The 19,481-nt window shown below is 67.7% G+C and carries 18 protein-coding genes; 9 read left to right on the top strand and 9 right to left on the bottom strand.

Annotated features, from left to right (window positions below):
- Positions 1-111: 111 nt before the first annotated feature.
- The 3 genes from ROJ8625_RS09360 to ROJ8625_RS09350 form a co-directional block, all read right to left on the bottom strand.
- Entirely contained in the window at positions 112-1,017 is a 906-nt protein-coding gene (locus tag ROJ8625_RS09360; protein WP_234984237.1) for an ABC transporter permease subunit, read from the bottom strand.
- Positions 1,018-1,041: 24 nt separating this feature from the next.
- Complete coding sequence (gene oppB, locus ROJ8625_RS09355; RefSeq protein ID WP_085791620.1) at positions 1,042-1,965, bottom strand: oligopeptide ABC transporter permease OppB; 924 nt, start codon at positions 1,963-1,965, stop codon at positions 1,042-1,044.
- Positions 1,966-2,097: 132 nt separating this feature from the next.
- Positions 2,098-3,711, bottom strand: a complete 1,614-nt coding sequence (locus ROJ8625_RS09350) for a peptide ABC transporter substrate-binding protein (protein WP_234984221.1) — start codon at positions 3,709-3,711, stop codon at positions 2,098-2,100.
- 484 nt (positions 3,712-4,195) lie between these two features.
- Here ROJ8625_RS09350 and pyrH point away from each other — a divergent pair, with 484 nt between their 5' ends.
- The 8 genes from pyrH (at position 4,196) to paaZ (ending at position 11,814) form a co-directional block, all read left to right on the top strand.
- The gene (pyrH, locus tag ROJ8625_RS09345; RefSeq protein ID WP_085791618.1) at positions 4,196-4,921 is read left to right on the top strand and encodes a UMP kinase; all 726 of its coding nucleotides are present in this window, start codon (positions 4,196-4,198) and stop codon (positions 4,919-4,921) included.
- Between the two features lie 73 nt (positions 4,922-4,994).
- A complete protein-coding gene (locus ROJ8625_RS09340) occupies positions 4,995-5,870 on the top strand; it encodes a PaaX family transcriptional regulator C-terminal domain-containing protein (protein WP_085791617.1) in 876 nt (291 codons plus the stop codon).
- An 82-nt stretch (positions 5,871-5,952) separates the two neighbouring features.
- Entirely contained in the window at positions 5,953-6,945 is a 993-nt protein-coding gene (gene paaA, locus ROJ8625_RS09335; protein WP_085791616.1) for a 1,2-phenylacetyl-CoA epoxidase subunit PaaA, read from the top strand.
- A gap of 40 nt (positions 6,946-6,985) precedes the next feature.
- Positions 6,986-7,270, top strand: coding sequence for a 1,2-phenylacetyl-CoA epoxidase subunit PaaB (gene paaB, locus ROJ8625_RS09330; RefSeq protein WP_085791615.1), 285 nt, complete (start codon positions 6,986-6,988; stop codon positions 7,268-7,270).
- Entirely contained in the window at positions 7,270-8,100 is an 831-nt protein-coding gene (gene paaC, locus ROJ8625_RS09325) for a 1,2-phenylacetyl-CoA epoxidase subunit PaaC (protein ID WP_085791614.1), read from the top strand. The genes paaB and paaC overlap by 1 nt, the downstream gene beginning before the upstream one ends.
- Positions 8,094-8,612 (top strand): 1,2-phenylacetyl-CoA epoxidase subunit PaaD, encoded by a 519-nt coding sequence (paaD, locus tag ROJ8625_RS09320; RefSeq protein ID WP_085791613.1) that lies wholly within the window; start codon positions 8,094-8,096, stop codon positions 8,610-8,612. The genes paaC and paaD overlap by 7 nt, the downstream gene beginning before the upstream one ends.
- A 48-nt stretch (positions 8,613-8,660) precedes the next feature.
- Positions 8,661-9,737: a 1,2-phenylacetyl-CoA epoxidase subunit PaaE gene (paaE, locus tag ROJ8625_RS09315; protein WP_085791612.1), complete on the top strand. Its 1,077-nt coding sequence runs from the start codon at positions 8,661-8,663 to the stop codon at positions 9,735-9,737.
- Between the two features lie 28 nt (positions 9,738-9,765).
- Complete coding sequence (gene paaZ / locus ROJ8625_RS09310) at positions 9,766-11,814, top strand: phenylacetic acid degradation bifunctional protein PaaZ (RefSeq protein ID WP_085791611.1); 2,049 nt, start codon at positions 9,766-9,768, stop codon at positions 11,812-11,814.
- A 6-nt stretch (positions 11,815-11,820) separates the two neighbouring features.
- On the opposite strand, the gene ROJ8625_RS09305 is transcribed toward paaZ, so the two are convergent.
- The 4 genes from ROJ8625_RS09305 to paaG are packed head-to-tail and all read right to left on the bottom strand — an operon-like array spanning position 11,821 to position 14,980.
- The gene (locus ROJ8625_RS09305; RefSeq protein WP_085791610.1) at positions 11,821-12,420 is read right to left on the bottom strand and encodes a TetR/AcrR family transcriptional regulator; all 600 of its coding nucleotides are present in this window, start codon (positions 12,418-12,420) and stop codon (positions 11,821-11,823) included.
- Between the two features lies 1 nt (position 12,421).
- Positions 12,422-13,732, bottom strand: a complete 1,311-nt coding sequence (gene paaK, locus ROJ8625_RS09300) for a phenylacetate--CoA ligase PaaK (RefSeq protein WP_085791609.1) — start codon at positions 13,730-13,732, stop codon at positions 12,422-12,424.
- A complete protein-coding gene (gene paaI / locus ROJ8625_RS09295; protein WP_085791608.1) occupies positions 13,732-14,184 on the bottom strand; it encodes a hydroxyphenylacetyl-CoA thioesterase PaaI in 453 nt (150 codons plus the stop codon). The genes paaK and paaI overlap by 1 nt, the downstream gene beginning before the upstream one ends.
- Before the next feature lies 1 nt (position 14,185).
- Positions 14,186-14,980, bottom strand: a complete 795-nt coding sequence (gene paaG / locus ROJ8625_RS09290) for a 2-(1,2-epoxy-1,2-dihydrophenyl)acetyl-CoA isomerase PaaG (RefSeq protein ID WP_085791607.1) — start codon at positions 14,978-14,980, stop codon at positions 14,186-14,188.
- Positions 14,981-15,136: 156 nt separating this feature from the next.
- Between paaG and ROJ8625_RS09285 the strand changes: the two genes are divergently transcribed.
- Positions 15,137-16,462 carry a cytochrome-c peroxidase gene (locus tag ROJ8625_RS09285; RefSeq protein ID WP_085791606.1) on the top strand — a complete coding sequence of 442 codons (1,326 nt, stop codon included), beginning with the start codon at positions 15,137-15,139 and terminating at the stop codon, positions 16,460-16,462.
- Here the strand turns inward: ROJ8625_RS09285 and ROJ8625_RS09280 are convergent, their stop codons facing one another.
- Complete coding sequence (locus ROJ8625_RS09280) at positions 16,463-17,980, bottom strand: CRTAC1 family protein (RefSeq protein ID WP_085791605.1); 1,518 nt, start codon at positions 17,978-17,980, stop codon at positions 16,463-16,465.
- A complete protein-coding gene (locus ROJ8625_RS09275; protein WP_085791902.1) occupies positions 17,977-19,224 on the bottom strand; it encodes an ROK family protein in 1,248 nt (415 codons plus the stop codon). The genes ROJ8625_RS09280 and ROJ8625_RS09275 overlap by 4 nt, the downstream gene beginning before the upstream one ends.
- Positions 19,225-19,481 lie beyond the last annotated feature (257 nt).

The following is a 19,481-nucleotide window of genomic DNA, read 5'->3' as shown; positions in this document are numbered from 1 at the left end:
AGCGGGTCTCCCGCGTCGGTGTGAGAGTTGCGTGGCGGAGGGCGCGGCGCGATGGCGCCGGCCAATGCGCCGGCGCGACCTGCGTCGCGGCGTGTCGGTCCCGGCCCATCCTCAACGGTCCTTGGGGTCGAGCGCGTCACGCAGGCCGTCGCCGACGAAGAAGAAGCCGAAGAGCGTCAGGCAGAAGAACAGAAGCGGGAAGGCCAGCTGCCAGATGGTGCCGTAGGCCATGGTCGAGGCGCCTTGCGAGATCAGCGCGCCGAGCGAGGTCAGCGGCTCCTGAACGCCGAGGCCGAGAAACGAGATGAAACTCTCGGTCAGGATCATCAGCGGCACCAGCAGCGTGGCGTAGACGGCGATCACGCCCAGGAGGTTCGGCACGATGTGGCGGCGGATGATCGTCACCCCGGACACGCCGGTTGCGCGCGCGGCCTCGATGAATTCGCGGTTTTTCAGGCTGAGCGTCTGGCCGCGGACGATCCGGCTCATCTCCAGCCAGGAGATCAGGCCGAGACCGACGAAGAGAGCGATCATCGAGCGGCCGTACATCACGAGGATCAGGATCAGAACGAACATGTAGGGAATGGCCATCAGGACATCGACGGCGCGCATCATTGCGGCGTCGACGCGGCCGCCGACATAGCCGGCGGTGGCGCCGTAAATCGTCCCGACGACGACTGCGACCAGCGCGCCCACCAGGCCAACCAGCAGCGACACCTGGGTGCCCTGGACGGTGCGCGCGAAGAGATCGCGGCCGAGCTCGTCGACGCCGAAATAGTGACCATTGGCGAGCGATGGCCCGCCTTCCTGCGCGACCACGCCCATCACGTTGTAGTCGAGCTCCTCGTTCGACCATTGGGCGAATTGGCCGCCGAAGAGCGCGAAGGCCGCGACGAAGGCCAAGAGCGCGAGACCGATCACCGCTGCCTTGTTGGAGAAGAATCGCCGCCGCGCATCGGCCCAGAGCGAGCGGCCCGCGACCTCGTCCTCGGCCATGCGCTCGGCCAGCGACTGCATGCGTTGGGTGTCGTGGACCATGGCTCAGTACCTGATCTTTGGGTCGATCCAGCCGTAGAGGATGTCGACCACGAGGTTGAACAGGATCGTCAGCGCGCCCATGAGGATGGTTACCCCCATCATCACCGCGTAGTCGCGGTTGAGTGCGCTGTCGACGAAGGCCTTTCCGATCCCGCCGGTGGAAAAATAGACATCGACCACCACCGAGCCGGTGATCATGCCGACGAAGGCGGGCCCGAGATACGAGATTACCGGCAGCATCGCGGGCTTCAGCGCGTGATGCAGGATCACCCGCCGTTCCGGCAGGCCCTTGGCCCGGGCGGTTCGGATGTGGTTCAGGTTCAGCGTCTCGAGCATCGAAGACCGCGTGATCCGCGCGATCGAGGCCATGAACGAGGTCGAGAGCGCGATAACGGGCAGGATGACGTATTGCCACTGTCCGCCCTGCCAGCCGCCGCCGGGCAGCCAGCCGAGCCAGAGCGTGAAGACCAGCACGAGGATCGGCGCCATGACGAAGTTCGGCAGCACCTGCGCGCCGATCGACACGCCGACGGCGAGGTAGTCGAGCAGCGAATTCTGCCGGATCGCGGCGACGACGCCCAGCGTCACGCCGACGGCGACCGCCACAAGGAACGACAGGATCCCGTAGGTGAGGGTGACCGGAAAGCCTTGCGCGATGATCTCGTTCACCGTGCGGTCCTTGTAGACGAAGGACGGCCCGAAATCGAACTCGGTCAAGATGCCCCAGACGTAGGTGACGATCTGGCGCCAGAGCGGCTGGTCGAGGCCGTACTTCGCGTTGAGGTTGGCCAGCACTTCGGGCGGAAGCTCACGCTCCGAGGTAAACGGCCCGCCGGGCGCGGCGTGCATCAGCACGAAGGACACCACGATGAGGATCAGAAGCGTCGGCACCGCGATGGCGAGACGCTTGAGCGAATAGGACAGCATGGACGGCTCCCGGAGGAAGGGCGACGCGTCGGACGAGCGATCAGGTTAAGGAGGGTAGCGCGGCGCCGCCCGGCGGCAGCCCCGCGCACGGACCGGTGAGGGCGCCCGAACACGGGCGCCCCCGGCGCGGCGTTATTCGGCCGCGCGATAGAGGTCCTTGCCGTACCACGTCTGCATCACGTTTTCCGTCGGGATGCCGCCGATCTGCGGATTGAGCATGTCGACGTTGGCGTAGTGATAGATCGGAATGATCGGCATCTCGGCCGCGAGGATGGACTCGGCCTCCTGGTAAAGCGGAAGCGGATCCTCGGCGGTCTTCGACTCGCGCATCACGGCATCGTATTCCTCGTTGAAGAACTCGCCGTTGTTGTGGCCCGAATACGAGGTGAAGAGGTCGAGATAGGTCGACGCCTCGTTGTAGTCGCCGCACCACGCGTAGCGGGCCAGATCGAAGTCCTGGTTCTGCATCCGGTCGGTGTGGACCTTCCACTCGTAGTTATCGAGCGTGATGTTCACGCCGATCGCCTTGAGCATCTGGCTCGCCGCGATCGCGATCTTCTTGTGATCCTCGGACGTGTTGTACTGAAGCGTGAGGTCGAGCGGGTTGTCGGGGCCGTAGCCGGCCTCGGCCATCAGCTCCTTCGCACGCTCGAGCCGCTCTTCCTGGGTCCAGGTCGCGTAGTCGATCTCGGGGGCCTCGAAGCCCGCGGTCGCCCAGTGCGTCCAGTTGTAGGACGGCTCCTGTCCGCCCTGCAGGATGCGCTCGACGACGATGTCCCGGTCGATGGCGTAGGACAGCGCCTTGCGCACGTTCACGTCCTTCAGCGCCTCGGGGCCCTTCTCGCCCACGTTCATCATGTAGATGTAGGAGCAGGAATAGGGCGACGAGGTCGCCTGCTCGGGGTACTCTTCCTTCAGACGCGGAAACTGGCCTGCCGGGATGTCCACACGATCGAGCTCGCCGGCCAGATAGCGGGTGAGACCCTGGTTCACGTCGTTGATGGTCAGCGCGGTCAGTGTCTCCATCACGACATTCTCGGCGTCCCAATACGTGTCGGACTTCGACATTTCCACGCGTTCGCCGAGAATGTGCTCGTCGAGCACGTAGGCGCCGTTGCCGACCATGTTCTCGGGCCGGGTCCACTGGTCGCCATGCTCCTCGATGGTCGCGGCATGGGTCGGGAAGGTGGAGGCGTGTACCAGCATTTGCAGGAAGTAGGGCAAGGGCGTGGTGATCCGCACCTCGAGCGTGCGCTCGTCCACGGCAGTCACGCCGAGCTCTTCGGGCGGCATCTCGCCAGCGATAATTTCGGGGGCGTTCTCGACCTGCATCAGCTCCATGTACCAGGCGTATTCCGAGGCGGTCGCCGGATCAGCGAGGCGACGCCACGCAAAGACGAAGTCCTCCGCCGTCACCGGGTCACCGTTCGACCATTGCGCATCCTCGCGCAGGGTGAATGTGTAGGTCTTCTGGTCGTCGGATACCGTGTGATCGACGGCCACGCCCGGCACGATGTTGCCCTCGGCGTCCTCGTTGTAGAGACCCTCGAACAGGTTGCGCAGAACGTCCGAGCCTTCGACGTCGGTGTTGATCTGCGGGTCCATCGACTTGATCGCATCGAGCAGCCAGAATGTGTAGGACTGGTCTTCCGCCAGCGTGACGTCTTCCGGCACGGGATTGTCGGCAAGAACGGGCGATGCGGCTGCGAGCGCCAGCGCGGATGCGGCGAGGCTGTGTTTCAGCACGGGTGTGACCTCCGAGTTGATGTTTTGGACCGGGGCGGTCGCCCGCCCGGAATGCGGGAGTCTGACGACTGCCGGCCACCGCGCATCAAGCCTCTCGTCGCGGAAGGCGCTGTTGCATCCGTCGGTCGGCCGGATTTTGCCGATGGAGCCGGCCCGACGCCGGAAATCGGTGCGTCTCCCGGCGTCCGTGATGTGCGGCTGCGCAATGATCTGATGTCGAGCGGCCGTCCTTCTTGGCGAATGTTGCAGCGGCCGATTCGCGCGCAGCGGGACAGACGGACGCGGCATGATCCGCCTGCGCTGCAGGTCCGGCCGCGGATCGTGTCACTTGCGGCGGTCATTCGCCGCGCACAGAGCGCGGGCTGCGCGGACCGGCGTTCAACGTATTGATAACGCGATGTAATTCCTGCGCGTTGACTTGCGGCGAGGGCTTCGATACGTCACCGGCGGCGATGCAGAGAACCGGGGGTGCCACGTGCGGGTGATGGTCAAGATCAGCGGCGAGGCCCTGGCGAGCGGATCGAGCGGCGTGTTTTCGGACTCGGCGATCTCCGCGGTGGTCCAGGAAATCCTGAAGCTGCACAACGACGGGGCCGAGGTCGCCTGCGTCATCGGCGGCGGCAACATCTTCCGCGGCTCCGTGTCGTCCGACTGGAACATCGAGCGTGTCGAAGCTGACAATGTCGGCATGCTCGGCACGATCGCCAACGGCATCCTGCTCCGCGCGAAGATCGAGGCGACATCCGACGTCGAGGTCCGGCTGATGTCGGCGCTGACGATCCCCCAGATCGGGGAGCCCTACATCCGCCGCCGTGCCGCGCGGCACCTTGAGAAGCGGCGCCTCGTGCTGCTCTGTGGCGGGATTGGCGAGCCTTACCTGACCACCGATTATCCGTCGGTCCAGCGCGCGATCGAGCTCGATTGCGACTGCGTGCTGGCGATGAAGAACGGGATCGACGGCGTCTACGTCACCGATCCGCGCAAGGATCCCGACGCGAAGCTCTACCGCACGCTCACGTTCGAGAAGGCGATCAAGGATCGTCTGACGTTCATGGATCAGGCGGCGCTGGTTCTGGCGCAGCAGCACAAGATGCGGGTCCACGTCGTCGGGTTCGACCAGTCCGGCGCGGCGGGCCGCGTGCTCAAGGGCGAAACCGTGGGCACCACGATCACCGACGACGGCGGCGTGACCTTCTACGAGGACGCCTGAGTGGTGCGCCGCGCAACGGCGCGGTAGGGTCGGTCCTCGAAGACCCACGCTGTCATTGCGCCGAGACCGACACATGCCCGACGGCCAGAATGCCACCCCGCTCGAGCACGCGATGGGCCTGCCAGCGCCGCGTGCCACGTCCTTCATCGTGACGATCTATGGCGATGTCGCCGAACCGCGCGGCGGTACGCTGTCCATGGCGGCGTTGATCGCCACCTGCGCGGTGCACGGCATTTCGGAAACGCTCGCCCGGACGGCGGTGTCGCGGCTCGTGGCGTCCGGCGCGCTCGAGGGTGCACGGGTCGGCCGGCGAAGCTTCTATCGACTGACCGAGAGCGCGCGGACGGAATTCCGCGCGGCAGCGCGGCTCTTCTACGATCCGCTGCCAGAAGCCGAGGGCTGGCTGGTGGCGCTGGGTCCGGGCGGTCCGCCGCCGGGGCTGAGCGGCGCTGGCTGGGTCCGATTGGCCCCCGATGTCCTGATGGGACCGGACCGGTCCGATCTCGCGCGGCCCGACTCCCCGATCGTTGCGGGCTCCGCGGACGGCGACACGCGGACCTTCGCGCAGGCGCATTGGGATCTCGAGTCCGCAGCGGCCGGGTATCGCGATGTGCTGGACCGGTTCGGCCCGGCCGGTGCGACGCTGTCCTCGGGTGCGGTGCCCGACGGCGGGACCTGTCTCGCGCTGCGCCTGCGGCTCGTCCATGCCTATCGGCAGGCGGTTCTCGCCGATCCGCGGCTGCCGCGCTCGGCCCAACCGATCGACTGGCCGGGGGCTCGGGCACAGCAGCTCTTCGCGCAGATCTATCTCGCACTGGCGGCCGCATCTGACGCGCATGTCGGCGCGTCGTTCGACGCAGCCGACGGCCCGCTGCCGGCCGAAACGCCCGCAACGCGCGCCCGGCTCCAAAGCCTCGAACGGGTGCGCAAGACCGCCGTCACTCGCTGACGCGTCACGTTTTCCGCGAGGCGGCACTTCAAGTGTGACGCTTTTTGCGTTATATTCCCCGACACCACGGAGGAGTCCGCCCATGTATGCGCAGATGGTCACGACCGAGCCGAAGGGTGGCGGGGAAACGCCCGAAGAGCACGCGTTTCAGGCTCGCATCGACGCCGGCGAGAAGATCGAGCCCAAGGAGTGGATGCCCGAGGGCTATCGCAAGACGCTGATCCGCCAGATCAGCCAGCACGCCCATTCAGAGATCGTCGGCCAGCTGCCCGAGGGCAACTGGATCACCCGCGCGCCGACGCTCGAGCGCAAGGCGATCCTGTTGGCGAAGGTGCAGGACGAGGCAGGCCACGGCCTCTATCTCTACTCCGCCGCCGAAACGCTCGGCATCAGCCGGGACGAAATGACCGAGCAGCTGCTGTCCGGCAAGGCCAAGTATTCGTCCATCTTCAACTATCCGACGCTGACCTGGGCCGACATGGGCGCGATCGGATGGCTGGTCGATGGCGCCGCGATCATGAACCAGGTGCCGCTGCAGCGCACCTCGTACGGGCCCTATTCGCGCGCGATGATCCGCATCTGCAAGGAAGAGAGCTTCCACCAGCGGCAGGGCTTCCACATCATGATGAAGATGGCCCGGGGCACCGACGCGCAGCGCGAGATGGCGCAGGATGCATTGAACCGCTTCTGGTATCCGTCGCTGATGATGTTCGGCCCGTCCGACAAGGACAGCGTGCACTCTCAGCAGTCGATGGCGTGGAAGATCAAGATCAACACCAATGACGAACTGCGCCAGCGCTTCGTCAACGAAACCGTGCCGCAGGCGGAGTTTCTCGGACTGACGGTGCCCGATCCGGACCTTGCGTGGAACGAGGAAAAGCAGGGCTACGACTTCACCGAGCCAGATTGGTCGGAGTTCTACGAGGTGCTCAAGGGCAACGGGCCTTGCAATCGCGAGCGGCTCGGCGCCCGGCAGAAGGCGTGGGACGACGGCGCGTGGTTTCGCGACGGTCTGACCGCCTATGCCGAGAAGGCCGCGGCGCGGCGTGCCGCTGCGGCGACGGCCGCCGAGTAGCACCGGTTCGACGACACACCGCCGTCAGGGAGGACGCGATATGCGCAAGGAATGGCCCCTCTGGGAGGTCTTCATTCGCAGCCAGCAGGGGCTGAACCATCGCCACGTGGGCAGCCTGCACGCCCCTGATGCCGAAACCGCGGTCCGCAACGCCCGCGACGTCTACACGCGCCGCAAGGAGGGCGTGTCGATCTGGGTCGTGCCGTCGGCGGCGATCACCGCCTCGACGCCCTCGGATAAGGGACCGCTCTTCGACCCTGCGGAAGACAAGGTTTATCGCCACCCGACATTTTACGACATCCCCGACGATGTGGGGCACATGTGATGTCTGCGGACGCGACGATCGCTCCGCTCGCGCCAGCGCGTCCGGTCGACGACCTGCTGGCCGCGGCGCCGGAGCTTCGGGCACCGCTGGTCACCGGGCTGTGCCGTCTGGGAGACGCGACGCTGATTCTCGGGCACCGGGTGTCGGAATGGTGCGGGCACGGCCCTGCGCTCGAGGAGGACATCGCGCTCGCCAACACCGCGCTCGACCTCATCGGGCACACCCAGATGTGGCTTGGTCTGGCCGCGCAGGTCGAGGGCAGGGGCCGCAGCGCCGATGATCTCGCCTATCACCGCGACGCGATGCATTTTCGCAATCCGCTGCTGGTCGAAGTCCCGAACGGCGACATCGGACGCACGCTAATGCGCCTGTTTCTGTTCGATGCGTGGCACCACGCCCTGCTGGAGCGGCTGGTCTCGTCGTCGGCGACCGAGATCGCGGAGATCGCCGCCAAGGCGCTGAAAGAGGTGCACTACCATCTGGACCGGTCCAGTGACCTTGTCGTGCGCCTCGGCGACGGATCGGAGGAGAGCCACGCCCGGATGCAGGCCGCGCTCGATCTTCTCTGGCCCTACACGGGTGAGCTTTGCTTCGGCGACGACACTGACGCCGCGCTTGCCGAGGCAGGGATCCTGCCGGAGCCGGGCGACCTTCGGTCGGCATGGGACGCGACCGTGCGAGAGACGTTGGCCGAGGCGACGCTGGCCGTACCCGAGGGCCGAAACGACGTGCAGCGCGGCGGCCGGCAGGGCCGTCACACGGAGCATCTGGGATACCTCCTCGCGGAGATGCAGTTCCTGCAGCGCGCCTATCCGGGGGCGGAATGGTGATCGAGACGCGTCCCGACGCGGCCACTGTGCGCGACTGGCTGGCCGAGGTTCCCGATCCGGAGATCCCGGTGATCTCGGTCACCGATCTCGGCATCGTGCGCGATGTGGGCTGGGAGGACGATACGCTCGTCGTCGGTGTCACGCCGACGTATTCCGGCTGTCCCGCCGTCGCCGTCATCGAGTTGGAGATCGACGCCCATCTGCGCGCCAAGGGCGTCGAGAGCGTCAGGGTCGAACGTCGCCTCTCGCCCCCTTGGAGCACCGACTGGTTGACCGAGGAGGCGCGCGAGAAATTGCGCGGTTACGGGATCGCGCCTCCGGTCGACGGCACCGCCGGCGATGTGGGCTCGCTGCGCGCGGTCCGGATGGGCGGCGCCGAGGTCGCGGTGGCTTGTCCGCGTTGTGCCTCGACCAAGACGCAGATGGTCAGCCGCCACGGGTCCACACCGTGCAAGGCCGCGTATCGCTGCGGCGACTGCCTGGAGCCGTTCGACTATTTCAAATGCATCTGATCTCGCGGGAGTTTTCCCGTCATCGCAAGGCTCTAGAGGGCTTTTCTCATGTCACGCTTTCATTCTCTGACAGTGACGGACGTGCAGAAGACGACGCGCGATGCGGTCGTGGTGACGCTTGCGCCCGGGCACGACTCGGCGGCGGCGTTCGACTTCACTCAGGGACAGTACCTGACCTTTCGGCGCGACTTCGACGGGGTCGAGCTGCGCCGCTGCTACTCGATCTGCGCGGGCAAGGATGACGGGGTGATCCGCGTCGGGATCAAGCGTGTCGACGGGGGTGCCTTCTCGACATGGGCGAACGAGGAATTGCGCCCCGGCGACACGCTCGAGGCGATGCCGCCGATGGGCAAGTTCCATACCCCGATCGATGCGGGCGCCGAGCGGCACTACCTCGCGTTCGCCGGTGGGTCCGGCATCACGCCGGTCCTGTCCCTGATGAAGACGATCCTCGCGCGCGAACCGCGATCGCGGATCACGCTGGTCTATGCCAACCGGCAGGTCGGTTCGATCATGTTCCGCGAGGAGATAGAGGACCTGAAGAACACCTATCTTGGCCGGCTCTCGATCATCCACGTGCTGGAGAGCGAGGCGCAGGAGATCGACCTGTTCTCGGGCCGCATCGACGCCGCGAAGATGGATGCGCTTTTCGCGCACTGGATCGACGCCAACGACGTGGACACGGCTTTCATCTGCGGGCCGGAGCCGATGATGAAGACCATCGCCACCAGCCTCCAGACGCACGGCCTGCCGGACGACCGAATCAAGTTCGAGCTGTTCAAGTCGGCGCAGCCGGGGCGGGCGAAGCGCCGCGCGGTGTCGGCCGCAGCATCGGCCGCAGCAGAGGGCTGCGACGTGTCGGTTACGCTCGACGGTGCGACCCGACGCTTCACCATGCCGCGCGACGGCACGGTGCTGCTCGAGGCCGCCCTCGACAACGCGATGGATGCGCCGTTCTCCTGCCGCGCAGGTGTCTGCTCGACCTGCCGCGCCAAGATCCTCGAGGGCGAGGCGGAGATGGAGACCAACCACGCGCTCGAGGATTACGAGGTGCGCGCCGGCTACGTGCTGACCTGTCAATGCGTGCCATTGTCGGACCGGCTCGTGGTCACCTACGACGCCTGAGCTGACTTCCCACGAAAGGACCGGTCCAATGCTTACATCGGCGCCCCGTCGGCTTCGTTCCTACCTCTCCGGCGCATGGCGCGCGGGAGACGGCGACGGCGCCGCGCTGCTCGACGCCGCGACCGGGATCGCCATCGCTCGGATCGGCGCGGATGGGCTCGACAGGGCGGCCGCACTCGATCACGCGCGGCGCGTCGGTGGGCCCGCGCTGCGCGCGCTGACGCTGCACCAGCGCGCCCTGATGCTGAAAGAGATCGGCCTGCGCCTGATGGAGGGCAAGGAGGAATTCTATCTCGAGAATTTCCACACCGGTGCGACGCGCAAGGATGGCTGGATCGATATCGACGGCGGCATCGGCACATTTCTGACCTTCGCCTCGCGGGCGCGGCGCGAACTGCCCAATGCGCATGTCATTCCGGAGGGTGCGGTCGAACCCCTGTCGCGCGACAACACCTTTTCAGCGCAGCACATTCTTACGCCGCGGCCGGGTGTGGCGATCCATATCAACGCCTTCAACTTCCCCGTCTGGGGCCTTCTGGAAAAGATCGCGCCGGCGCTCATCGCGGGGATGCCGTGCCTCGTGAAGCCCGCCTCGCAGACCGCGTACCTCACCGAGCTGGTGGTGCGCCGTATCGTCGAGATGGAGGTGCTGCCCGAGGGCGCGCTGCAGATCCTGTGCGGCTCGGCTGGCGATCTCCTAGATCATGTGGAGGAGAGCGACGTTGTCACGTTCACCGGCTCTGCCGAAACCGGGCGCCGGCTGAAGACGCATCCCCGGGTTGTCGAATGTGCGGTGCCGTTCACAATGGAAGCCGACAGCCTCAACTGCGCGATCCTGGGACCGGATGCCGAGCCCGACACGCCGGAATTCGACCTCTTCGTCCGCGAAGCGGTGCGCGAGATGACGGTGAAGGCCGGCCAGAAATGTACCGCGATCCGTCGCCTGATCGTGCCCGAAGCGTTGGCAGACGCAGCGTCCGACGCCATAGGCGGGCGCCTGGCTGACATCGCGGTCGGGCTTCCTGATGACGATGCGGTGCGGATGGGCGCGCTGGTGAGCCGGGGCGACCGCGACGGTGTCCGAGAGCGCATCACGGCGCTGGCCGCAGAGGCGGAGATCGTCGCGGGAGATCCCGACGATGTGCGCCTCGTCTCCGGCGACCCGGACCAGGGCGCATTCCTCAACCCGGTGCTGTTGCGGTGCGCGGCGCCGACTACCGCGCGCGCGGTGCACGACGTCGAAGCCTTTGGCCCGGTCGCAACGCTGATGGCTTACCGCGACCCCGAGGAGGCGGTGACCCTGTCCCGCATGGGTCGCGGGTCCCTGTGCGCGTCGCTTTTCACCGACGACCCGCGAACCGCCGAGGCGGTCGTCGGCGGGCTCGCCCCGTTTCATGGCCGCGTGCTGATCGGCAACCGGGCCTCCGCCACGTCTTCGACCGGGCACGGGTCGCCGCTCGCCCCTCTTGTCCACGGCGGCCCTGGGCGCGCCGGCGGCGGCGAGGAAATGGGCGGGATGCGCGGCGTAAAGCACTTCATGGCGCGGACGGCCGTGCAGGGCGCGCCGCATCTCCTGACGGCGGTGACAGGGCAATGGTCGGACGGTGCAGATGTGCGCGACGATGTGCACCCGTTCCGGAAGTCGCTGGCCGAATTGCGACTCGGGGACCAGTTGCTGACCGAGGCGCGCGAAATCACGCGCGAGGATGTCGAGCACTTTGCCCGGTTCACCGGAGACACGTTCTACGCCCACATGGACGAGGCCGCCGCGCGCGCCAATCCGTTCTTCGACGGGCGCGTGGCTCACGGCTATCTGATCGTGTCCTTCGCCGCCGGGCTCTTCGTATCGCCGGAGCCGGGTCCCGTTCTCGCCAACTACGGCATCGACGATCTGCGGTTCCAGACACCGGTTTACTTCGGCGATCGTCTGCAGGTGCGCCTGACGTGCAAGGAGATCAATCCGCGCGAGGGGGCCGATCACGGCGAGGTGCGGTGGGAGTGCCGCGTCACCAACCAGGACGAGGCCGTCGTCGCGCAATACGACGTGCTGACGATGGTGGCCAGGCACTGGCCCTGAGCGTGGTCAGTCGAGCCCGCGAACGCCGCCGAGGATAAGGTCGGTCGCGAGGTCGGCGTAGGCGTCACGGCTGATCGGGCCGTCCTCGCGGAACCACAGGTAGACCCAGTTCATCATCCCGAAGAGCGACATGGTGACCGGCATCAGCCGCGGCGTTGCGTTGTCGTCGAGATCCGGGCGAACCGCGGCTATGACATCCGAGAAGCGGCGCACGATCCGGCGCTCGATCCGGCGCAGCGCCGTGCGTTCCGCCTCGGGCAGCGCCGGTCCCGCGTTCAGCTGAACCTTGTGGAAGTCGTCCGCACCCCGGTACGCGTCGAGAACGACGCCGACGAGGCGGCGAAGCCGCGCCTCGGGTGCGGCCCCCTCGGCGTCCGTCGCGGCAAGGTCCGCATCGAGAGCCTCGAGATGCGTCGCGATGATGGCGTAGATCAGTGCATGCTTCGACGGGTAGTAATGGTACAGGAGCGATTTCGACACGCCCGCCGCCGCAGCGATCTGCGCCATGGAGGCGTGCTCCATACCCATGTCCGCGAAGACGCGCGCGGCCTCGACGAGCAGGCCGTGCCGCTTCGCGTCGAAGTCTCGCGCGCGGGGGCGGGCCATGTCAGTCGCGGTGCCGCGCGTCGATCACGCGCTTGGCCTTGCCTTCGGACCGCGCCACGCCGGCCGGATCGTGGACCTCGATCCGCGCGCTGACGCCGACGACGGACTTGACGTGATGCGCCAGTGTGTCGGCCTGCGCCGCGCGGGCCTCGGGGCTCGCGTGGCTTTCGGCGGCCTCGGCATGGATGATCATCGCGTCCATCCGAGCCTCGGTGCGCAGCTCGATCTGGAAATGCGGCGCGAGACCCTCGCATTTCAGCACCTGCTCCTCGATCTGCGTGGGAAAGACGTTGACGCCGCGCAGGATGATCATGTCGTCCGACCGCCCGGTCACCTTTTCCATGCGCCGCATCGACCGCGCCGTGCCTGGCAGGAGACGGGTCAGATCCCGCGTGCGGTAACGGATGATCGGCAGGCCTTCCTTGGTCAGCGTGGTGAAGACCAACTCGCCCAGTTCCCCGTCGGGGAGGACATCGCCGGTCTCCGGGTCGATGATCTCGGGGTAGAAGTGATCCTCCCAGAGGTGCAGGCCGTCCTTGGTCTCGACGCATTCGTTGGCGACGCCCGGGCCCATCACCTCGGACAGCCCGTAGATGTCGACCGCGTGCATGTCGAACGCCTGCTCGATCTCGTGCCGCATGGAGTTGGTCCACGGTTCGGCGCCGAAGATCCCGACCTTGAGAGAGCTTTCGCGCGGATCGATCCCCGCGGCGCGGAACGCGTCCAGGATCGACAGCATGTAGGAGGGCGTCACCATGATGATATCTGGGCGGAAATCGGTGATGAGCGTCACCTGGCGCTCGGTCATGCCGCCCGACACCGGCACCACGGTGCACCCCAGCCGCTCGGCCCCGTAATGCGCGCCCAGCCCACCGGTAAAGAGCCCGTAGCCATAGGCGACGTGGCATATGTCGCCGGCACGTCCGCCCGAGGCGCGGATCGAGCGTGCGACGAGATCCGCCCAGTGGTCGATGTCGCCCTGCGTGTAGCCCACGACCGTCGGCTTGCCCGTTGTCCCGGACGAGGCGTGGATCCGCGCGATACGGTCGCGCGGCACCGCGAACATGCCGAAGGGGTACGCGTCGCGAAGATCCTGCTTGGTCGTGAACGGCAGTTTGGCGAGGTCCGATAGATTACGGATGTCGTCGGGATGGACGCCCGCGGCATCGAACCGCGCGCGGTAGAACGGCGCGTTCTCGTAGGCGTGGTGAAGCGTCCACGACAGCCGTTCGCGCTGAAGCGCGGTGATCTCGTCGCGGCTGGCCACCTCGATCGGATCGAGGATCTCGCGTGGCGGGTTCAGGTCCTGCATCATCTCTCCTCCCGTCGGGTCGTATCCGGTGCCGGCAGAATGTCGCGATCGAGGCTGCGCGACTGACCGCGGAACTCCGCGATCGCCACACCGTCCGGCCCGGTCACCTGCACATCGTAGAGCCCGGAGCGCCCGGACCGCGCGACCTCGCGCGCCGTCGCCGTCAGGGTCGCGCCCACGGGGCCGGGCCGCAGGTAGGTGATCGTGTTCGACTGCGCGACGGTCACCTTGCCGTAGCTGTTGCAGGCGAAGGCAAAGGCCGAATCCGCCAACGTGAAAATGTATCCGCCGTGGCAGATGCCGTGGCCGTTCGCCATGTTTACGGTGACCGGCATCGTCAGCACGGCGGTTCCGGGTCCGACGGAAACGATCTGCATGCCGAGTGCGCGGCTTGCACGATCGGTGCGCCACATCTCGTCGGCACTGGCGCGCGCGAGCGCGTCCGGTGTCATCTCACCGCCCCTCGAAGCGCGGCGTGCGCTTTTCGAGGAAGGCGAGCACGCCCTCGGCATAGTCGGACGACCGCCCGGCCTTGGCCTGCGCGTCGCGCTCGGCGTCGAGCTGGGCGTCGAGACTGCGGCCTGCCGCGCCGTGGATCAGCCGCTTGGTCAACCCGAGCCCGAGGGTGGGGCCCTCGGCCAGGCGTCGGGCGAGCGCGCGGGCCTCGTCCATTAGCGTCGCGTCGTCGACGACGCGCCAGATCAGGCCCCAGCTCTCGGCCTGCTCGGCGCTGACCGGTTCGCCTGTTAGGGCGAGCGCCTTGGCGCGGGCCTCGCCGACGAGGCGGGGCAGCAGCCAGCTACCGCCGGCGTCGGGCACGAGCCCGACCAGCGCGAATGCTTCGATGAAGCGGGCCGACCGGGCGGCGAGCACGATGTCGCACGCCAACGCCACGTTCGCACCGGCGCCGGCCGCCACGCCGTTGACCGCGGCCACGACGGGCTTGTCGATGCTGCGGATCCGCCGGATCAGCGGGTTGTAGTGCATCTCGAGCGTGCGGCCGAGGTTCGGCGGCTCGGAGCGCTGGCGCGGGTCGCGGTCGCTCAGATCCTGCCCCGAGGAGAATCCGCGGCCCGCGCCGGTCAGTAGCACCGCGCGGATCGTCGGCTCGGTATTCGCGCGGTCGAACGCGGCCCGCAGCTTCAGATGCATCGCTTCGTCGAAGGCGTTGAGTGTCTCCGGACGGTTCAGCGTGATTTCCAGCACGCCGTCTTCGTCACGCGTGACGAGCGGGTCCTCGGCAGTCATGTCTCCTCCCTTGCGGCCACGTGCCGCCGGGGCACGCTACGGATAAACCGTCCGGTCGGTCAATGAACTCCGTCACTGCTTTCCGCGACCGCGCGCCCCCTTGCGCGCGACCCCGGGGTCGCGTTTCCTCAGCGAACCTGTTGGAGGAGGGGGCCGATGGTTCGCAAGACACTCGCAGGCGCGATCCCGCTCGCGATTTGCGCGACGCTCGCCGGCGCTGCGCCCGATCTGCCGGCGCCGTTGACCGAGGCGGATTTTCCGCCGGTCGACGCCGACGAGGCGGCGCTCGGGCGTCTGCTTTTCTGGGATCCGATCCTGTCGGGCAATCGCAACATTTCCTGCGGCACGTGCCACCACCCGCGTTTCGCGACAGGTGACGGTCTGTCGCTCGGTCTGGGCGAGGGAGGGCAGGGCCTCGGGCCGGACCGCGTGTCCGATCCGGACAACCCGCCCGAACAGCTCATCCCGCGCAATGCGCCGCCCCTCTTCAACATGAGCGCGCGGCAGGTGACCGCCATGTTCGCCGATGGCCGGATCGAGGTCGATCCGGACAAGCCTTCCGGCCTGCGCACTCCGATGGCCGAGGAGATGGTCGCCGGCTTCGACAGCCTGCTGTCCGCGCAGACGATGTTTCCGGTGTTGAGCCAGGACGAGATGGCGGGGCACTACTCCGAGAACGAGGTCGCTCAAGCCGTGCGGCAGGGCTTCATCACCGGCCCTGACGGCGCCTGGGACCTGCTGTCGCGGCGTGTCGCGGCGATCCCGGATTATCAGGCGCGTTTCGCCGCTGTGTACCCCGAGATCGCGGCGGGCCGGCCGATCGGCTTCACTGACATCTCGAACGCGATCGCGGCCTTCGTCGCGGAAGAGTGGCGCTCTGATACTGCGCCGTTCGATGCGGTGCTGCGAGGCGAGGCGACGCTTCAGGGCGCAGCGGCGCGGGGCGCCGCGCTGTTCTACGGCGACGCGGGCTGCGCTGCGTGCCATTCCGGGCCGCTGTTGTCGGATTTCGACTTTCACGCCATGGGCCAGCCACAGCTCGGTCCCGGCAAGGCCGCGCGGTTCGAGCGCCATGCCCGCGACGAGGGGCGCATGCGTGTCACGGGCCGACCCGACGACGCCTACGCGTTCCGTACGCCGCCATTGCGCAACGTTGCCGAGACCGGGCCATGGGGGCATGCTGGCGCCTATCCGGACCTCGGTGCCTTCGTGGCCCAGCATGTGGATCCCACGGGCACGGGCACCTATGCGCGACGCGTGATCCTGCCCGAGACGCCGCTGGCCGACGCCGTGTGGCGCGTGCTGGACGATCCGGAGGAGACGGCCGCCATCGCCGCCGCCGCGTCGGCGGGCCGTCCGCTCGACCCGGCACAGATCGACGACATCCTCGCCTTCCTGGACACGCTGACCGATCCACAGGCGCTCGAAGGGCGGCTCGGGATCCCGGAGACGGTACCAAGCGGGCTGCCGGTCGATCGCTAGTCAGGACCCGTTGGCGCGGTTCATGACGTGCCGCACGTTCGGCGTGATGTCGGCCCACTCGGTCCAGGTGCCGTCGGGCCAGCGCACACGGATCTGCGCATCTGTCGCGTCGCCAAGCCCGAAATGGACCGGTCCGGCGCCGCCACCGGCGTGACCGCCTCCGACCGTGACCTCACGCGCGTGCACGGCGCCGCCGGCGCGCAGTTCGATCCACGCGCCCACGGCGCGGGTGTTCGGCGGCGGCTGCCGGAGCGCGACCGACAGCCAGTGGCCGGTGCCGGGCGTCGCGTTCTGCCACACCTCCATCGGCGCGCGGCGGTTCACCACGGCGATATCGAGCCGTCCGTCGCCGTCGAAATCCGCGAGCGCGGCCCCCCGCGATCGTGCGGTGCTCGCGAGTCCCGCATCGACCGAGGCCTCCGTGAAGGTGCCGTCGGCGGATTGCATCAGAAGATTGTTCGGATCGGCCATCGCGTTCGATGGCATCTGGTCGACGTTGCCCTTGGCAATGAACAGGTCGAGCCGCCGGTCGTTGTCGATATCGCCGAACTCTGCATGCCAGCCGGTCGAAGGCCGGCCGTCGTCGCCGACATGCGGCCGCTGGGCATAGGTGCCAGTCTCGTACGGCGCGTTCTCGTAGGCCTCGCCGTCGTTGAACTGCAGAAGCTGATCCCCCATCGAGGTGAGCATCACGTCCGGATAGCCGTTACCGTCGAGATCGCCGCTCGCGATGCCCATGCCCCAGAGCGAGATCTCGGGCCAGCCGTCCTCCGACCCCCGGGGCACGAGAGGATCCAGCCGCCACATCTCCTCGTATCCGTCGCGCACGTAGTAGTGGCGGTCGTTCGAGATCCGCAACTCGGGGGTGCCTGTGCGCTGCCAGTCCGAGATCAGCATGGACAGCGCGCAGTATCCCGGCGACAGCGTCTCGGGCGGTCCGTAGACCTCGCCGTCGGGCCGGATCAGGGCGTTGTCGTCACAGGCGCCGAACGGCCCGTCGGGATCGGACCGGTCCACGTAGTTGCCGAAGGCGAGGGTGGGCAGGCGGTTCGGTCCTTCCCACGTCGCGCTGAACGCGGTGGTCCAGGCGTCGCCTGCGACAAGGCCGAGCTTCGCGGTCGCATCGGTGAAGCCGCAGGCGCCGTCGCCCTCGAGGATGACGTTCGGGCCGACTCGCAGCACCACGAGGTCCAGCGGACCGTCGCCGTCGATGTCGAGCGGGTAGGCGCCGGTCACCCCGGTCAGCTCGGGCAGGGGCCCGGCGTCGAAGCGTAACGGCGCGCCGGGGCCGTCGGTCACGTTCACGAACAGACGGGCGGCCGACTCGCCGCCCGCGGCCAGCATGTCCGGCCGCGCGTCCCCGTTGCAATCGAACACCGCGACGCCGCCGCCGACGAAATGCTCCCATCCGCCCGAATAGATGTGCGGCGCCGGAAGTCCGGCGCTGCGGTCGACGAAGACCGGATCGGCGGCGACCGGGCCAGCGGCGGCAAGGGCGAGGGCGAGGTGCCACCTCATGCCACCTCCTCCCGCGCGGCGCCGAGATGCCGTTCGGTCACGGCCGCGAGCGCCAGCGCCGCGGCGCCGTAGGCCCAGAGCTGATCGCCCCAGCTGTGCACCTCGATCCGCGGAGCCGGCCGCCCGGTGGCGAGCACCAGGCGCGACATGTCCGCGAGCGTGTCCTCGGCGTAGAGCCGCTTGTAGCGCATCCGCTCTCCGGCAAGGATGACGATCTCTGGGTCGAACAGGTTGACCACGTTGGCGAGGCCGAGCGCGAGGTATCGTCCCGCACGGTTGAAGATCGACCGGGCGGCGGCATCCCCTGCCATGGCCCGTTCGTGCAACGCGTCGAGGAGCTGCGGCGTCGACAGTTCCGGTTCTCCGATCCGGCCGAGTGCGGCAGAGGCCTCGCGCGCAAGCGCGTAATCGGCGATGTAGGCTTCGAGGCAGCCGCGCTGGCCGCACCGGCACAACGCTCCGTCGAGCTGGACCTTCACGTGCCCGAGCTCCATCCCCAGCCCGCGCGCCCCGCGATAAAGCCGATGATTGAGCACGAGGCCCATGCCGACGCCTTGCTCGACAGTGACGACGGCGAAATCCGCGGCGCGGCGCCCGACACCGAACCACAACTCCGCGAGCGCCACCAGGTTGGCGTCGTTGTCCAGGCTGACCGGCAGACCCAGTCGCGCTTCCGCGGCCGCGGCGAGCGCGACATTCTCGCCCGACAACAGCGGCGACCACGGAACCCGGCCTGCCTCCGCATCGACAAGCCCGGGCAGACCCACGCCGACCCCGGCCAACGCGCCGGGCGTGAGGCCGGCGCGGTCGGCGGCCGCCGCCACAAGGTGCTCCAGCGTCGACAGCGTGTCGGCGAGGCTCTGGCTCCCGGCCGACGGCGCACACAGGCGCGCAAGCTCACGCCCGGCGAAATCGAGAATGACGGCGCCGTGCTCGTGGTCGGACAGCTTGATCCCGCAGACCGCGAAGGCATCGGCGCGCACCCCGAGCGCCACGGGAGGGCGCCCGCGGCCACCGTCCTGCGCCTCGCGCGGGATCGCCACTTCGGTCAGGAAGCCGGCCTCGATCAGGTCGGCCGCGAGCGTGGTCACCGATGCCGGAGAGATGCACACGTCCTTGGCGATCTGTGCCCGGCTGATGGCGCCGGCTGCCCGAACGCACTCGAAAACCTGCTGGCGGAGCGGGCGTTGCATGTCCGACATCGGCGCGATCAGCGGCCCGTACCCCTGCGGTGCCGCCTCCATTCCGGGGGCGAGCGGCAGCGGCTGCGCCGGGTCCGGCGCGGCGGTGCGGGACCGCGCGGACGCGGTCTCTGGATCGCGATTGCGATACTCGTCCATTAATTCGCGCTCCGAACAAATCATGCCGCTCTGCAGCGAAATAATCTGCTCGCTCCTCCGCATTGAGCACTGGCCGGGTGTATTTGCCCGGTTTCGCCACTATCGTCTCCAAAATTTATTTTGACAACCGAATTTAATGTGGCAACGTATTTCGCGTCACG

Origin of the sequence: Roseivivax jejudonensis (genome assembly GCF_900172265.1) — a bacterium.
In the GTDB taxonomy this organism is placed as follows: domain Bacteria; phylum Pseudomonadota; class Alphaproteobacteria; order Rhodobacterales; family Rhodobacteraceae; genus Roseivivax; species Roseivivax jejudonensis.
This window is presented reverse-complemented; position numbering and strand designations above follow the sequence as displayed.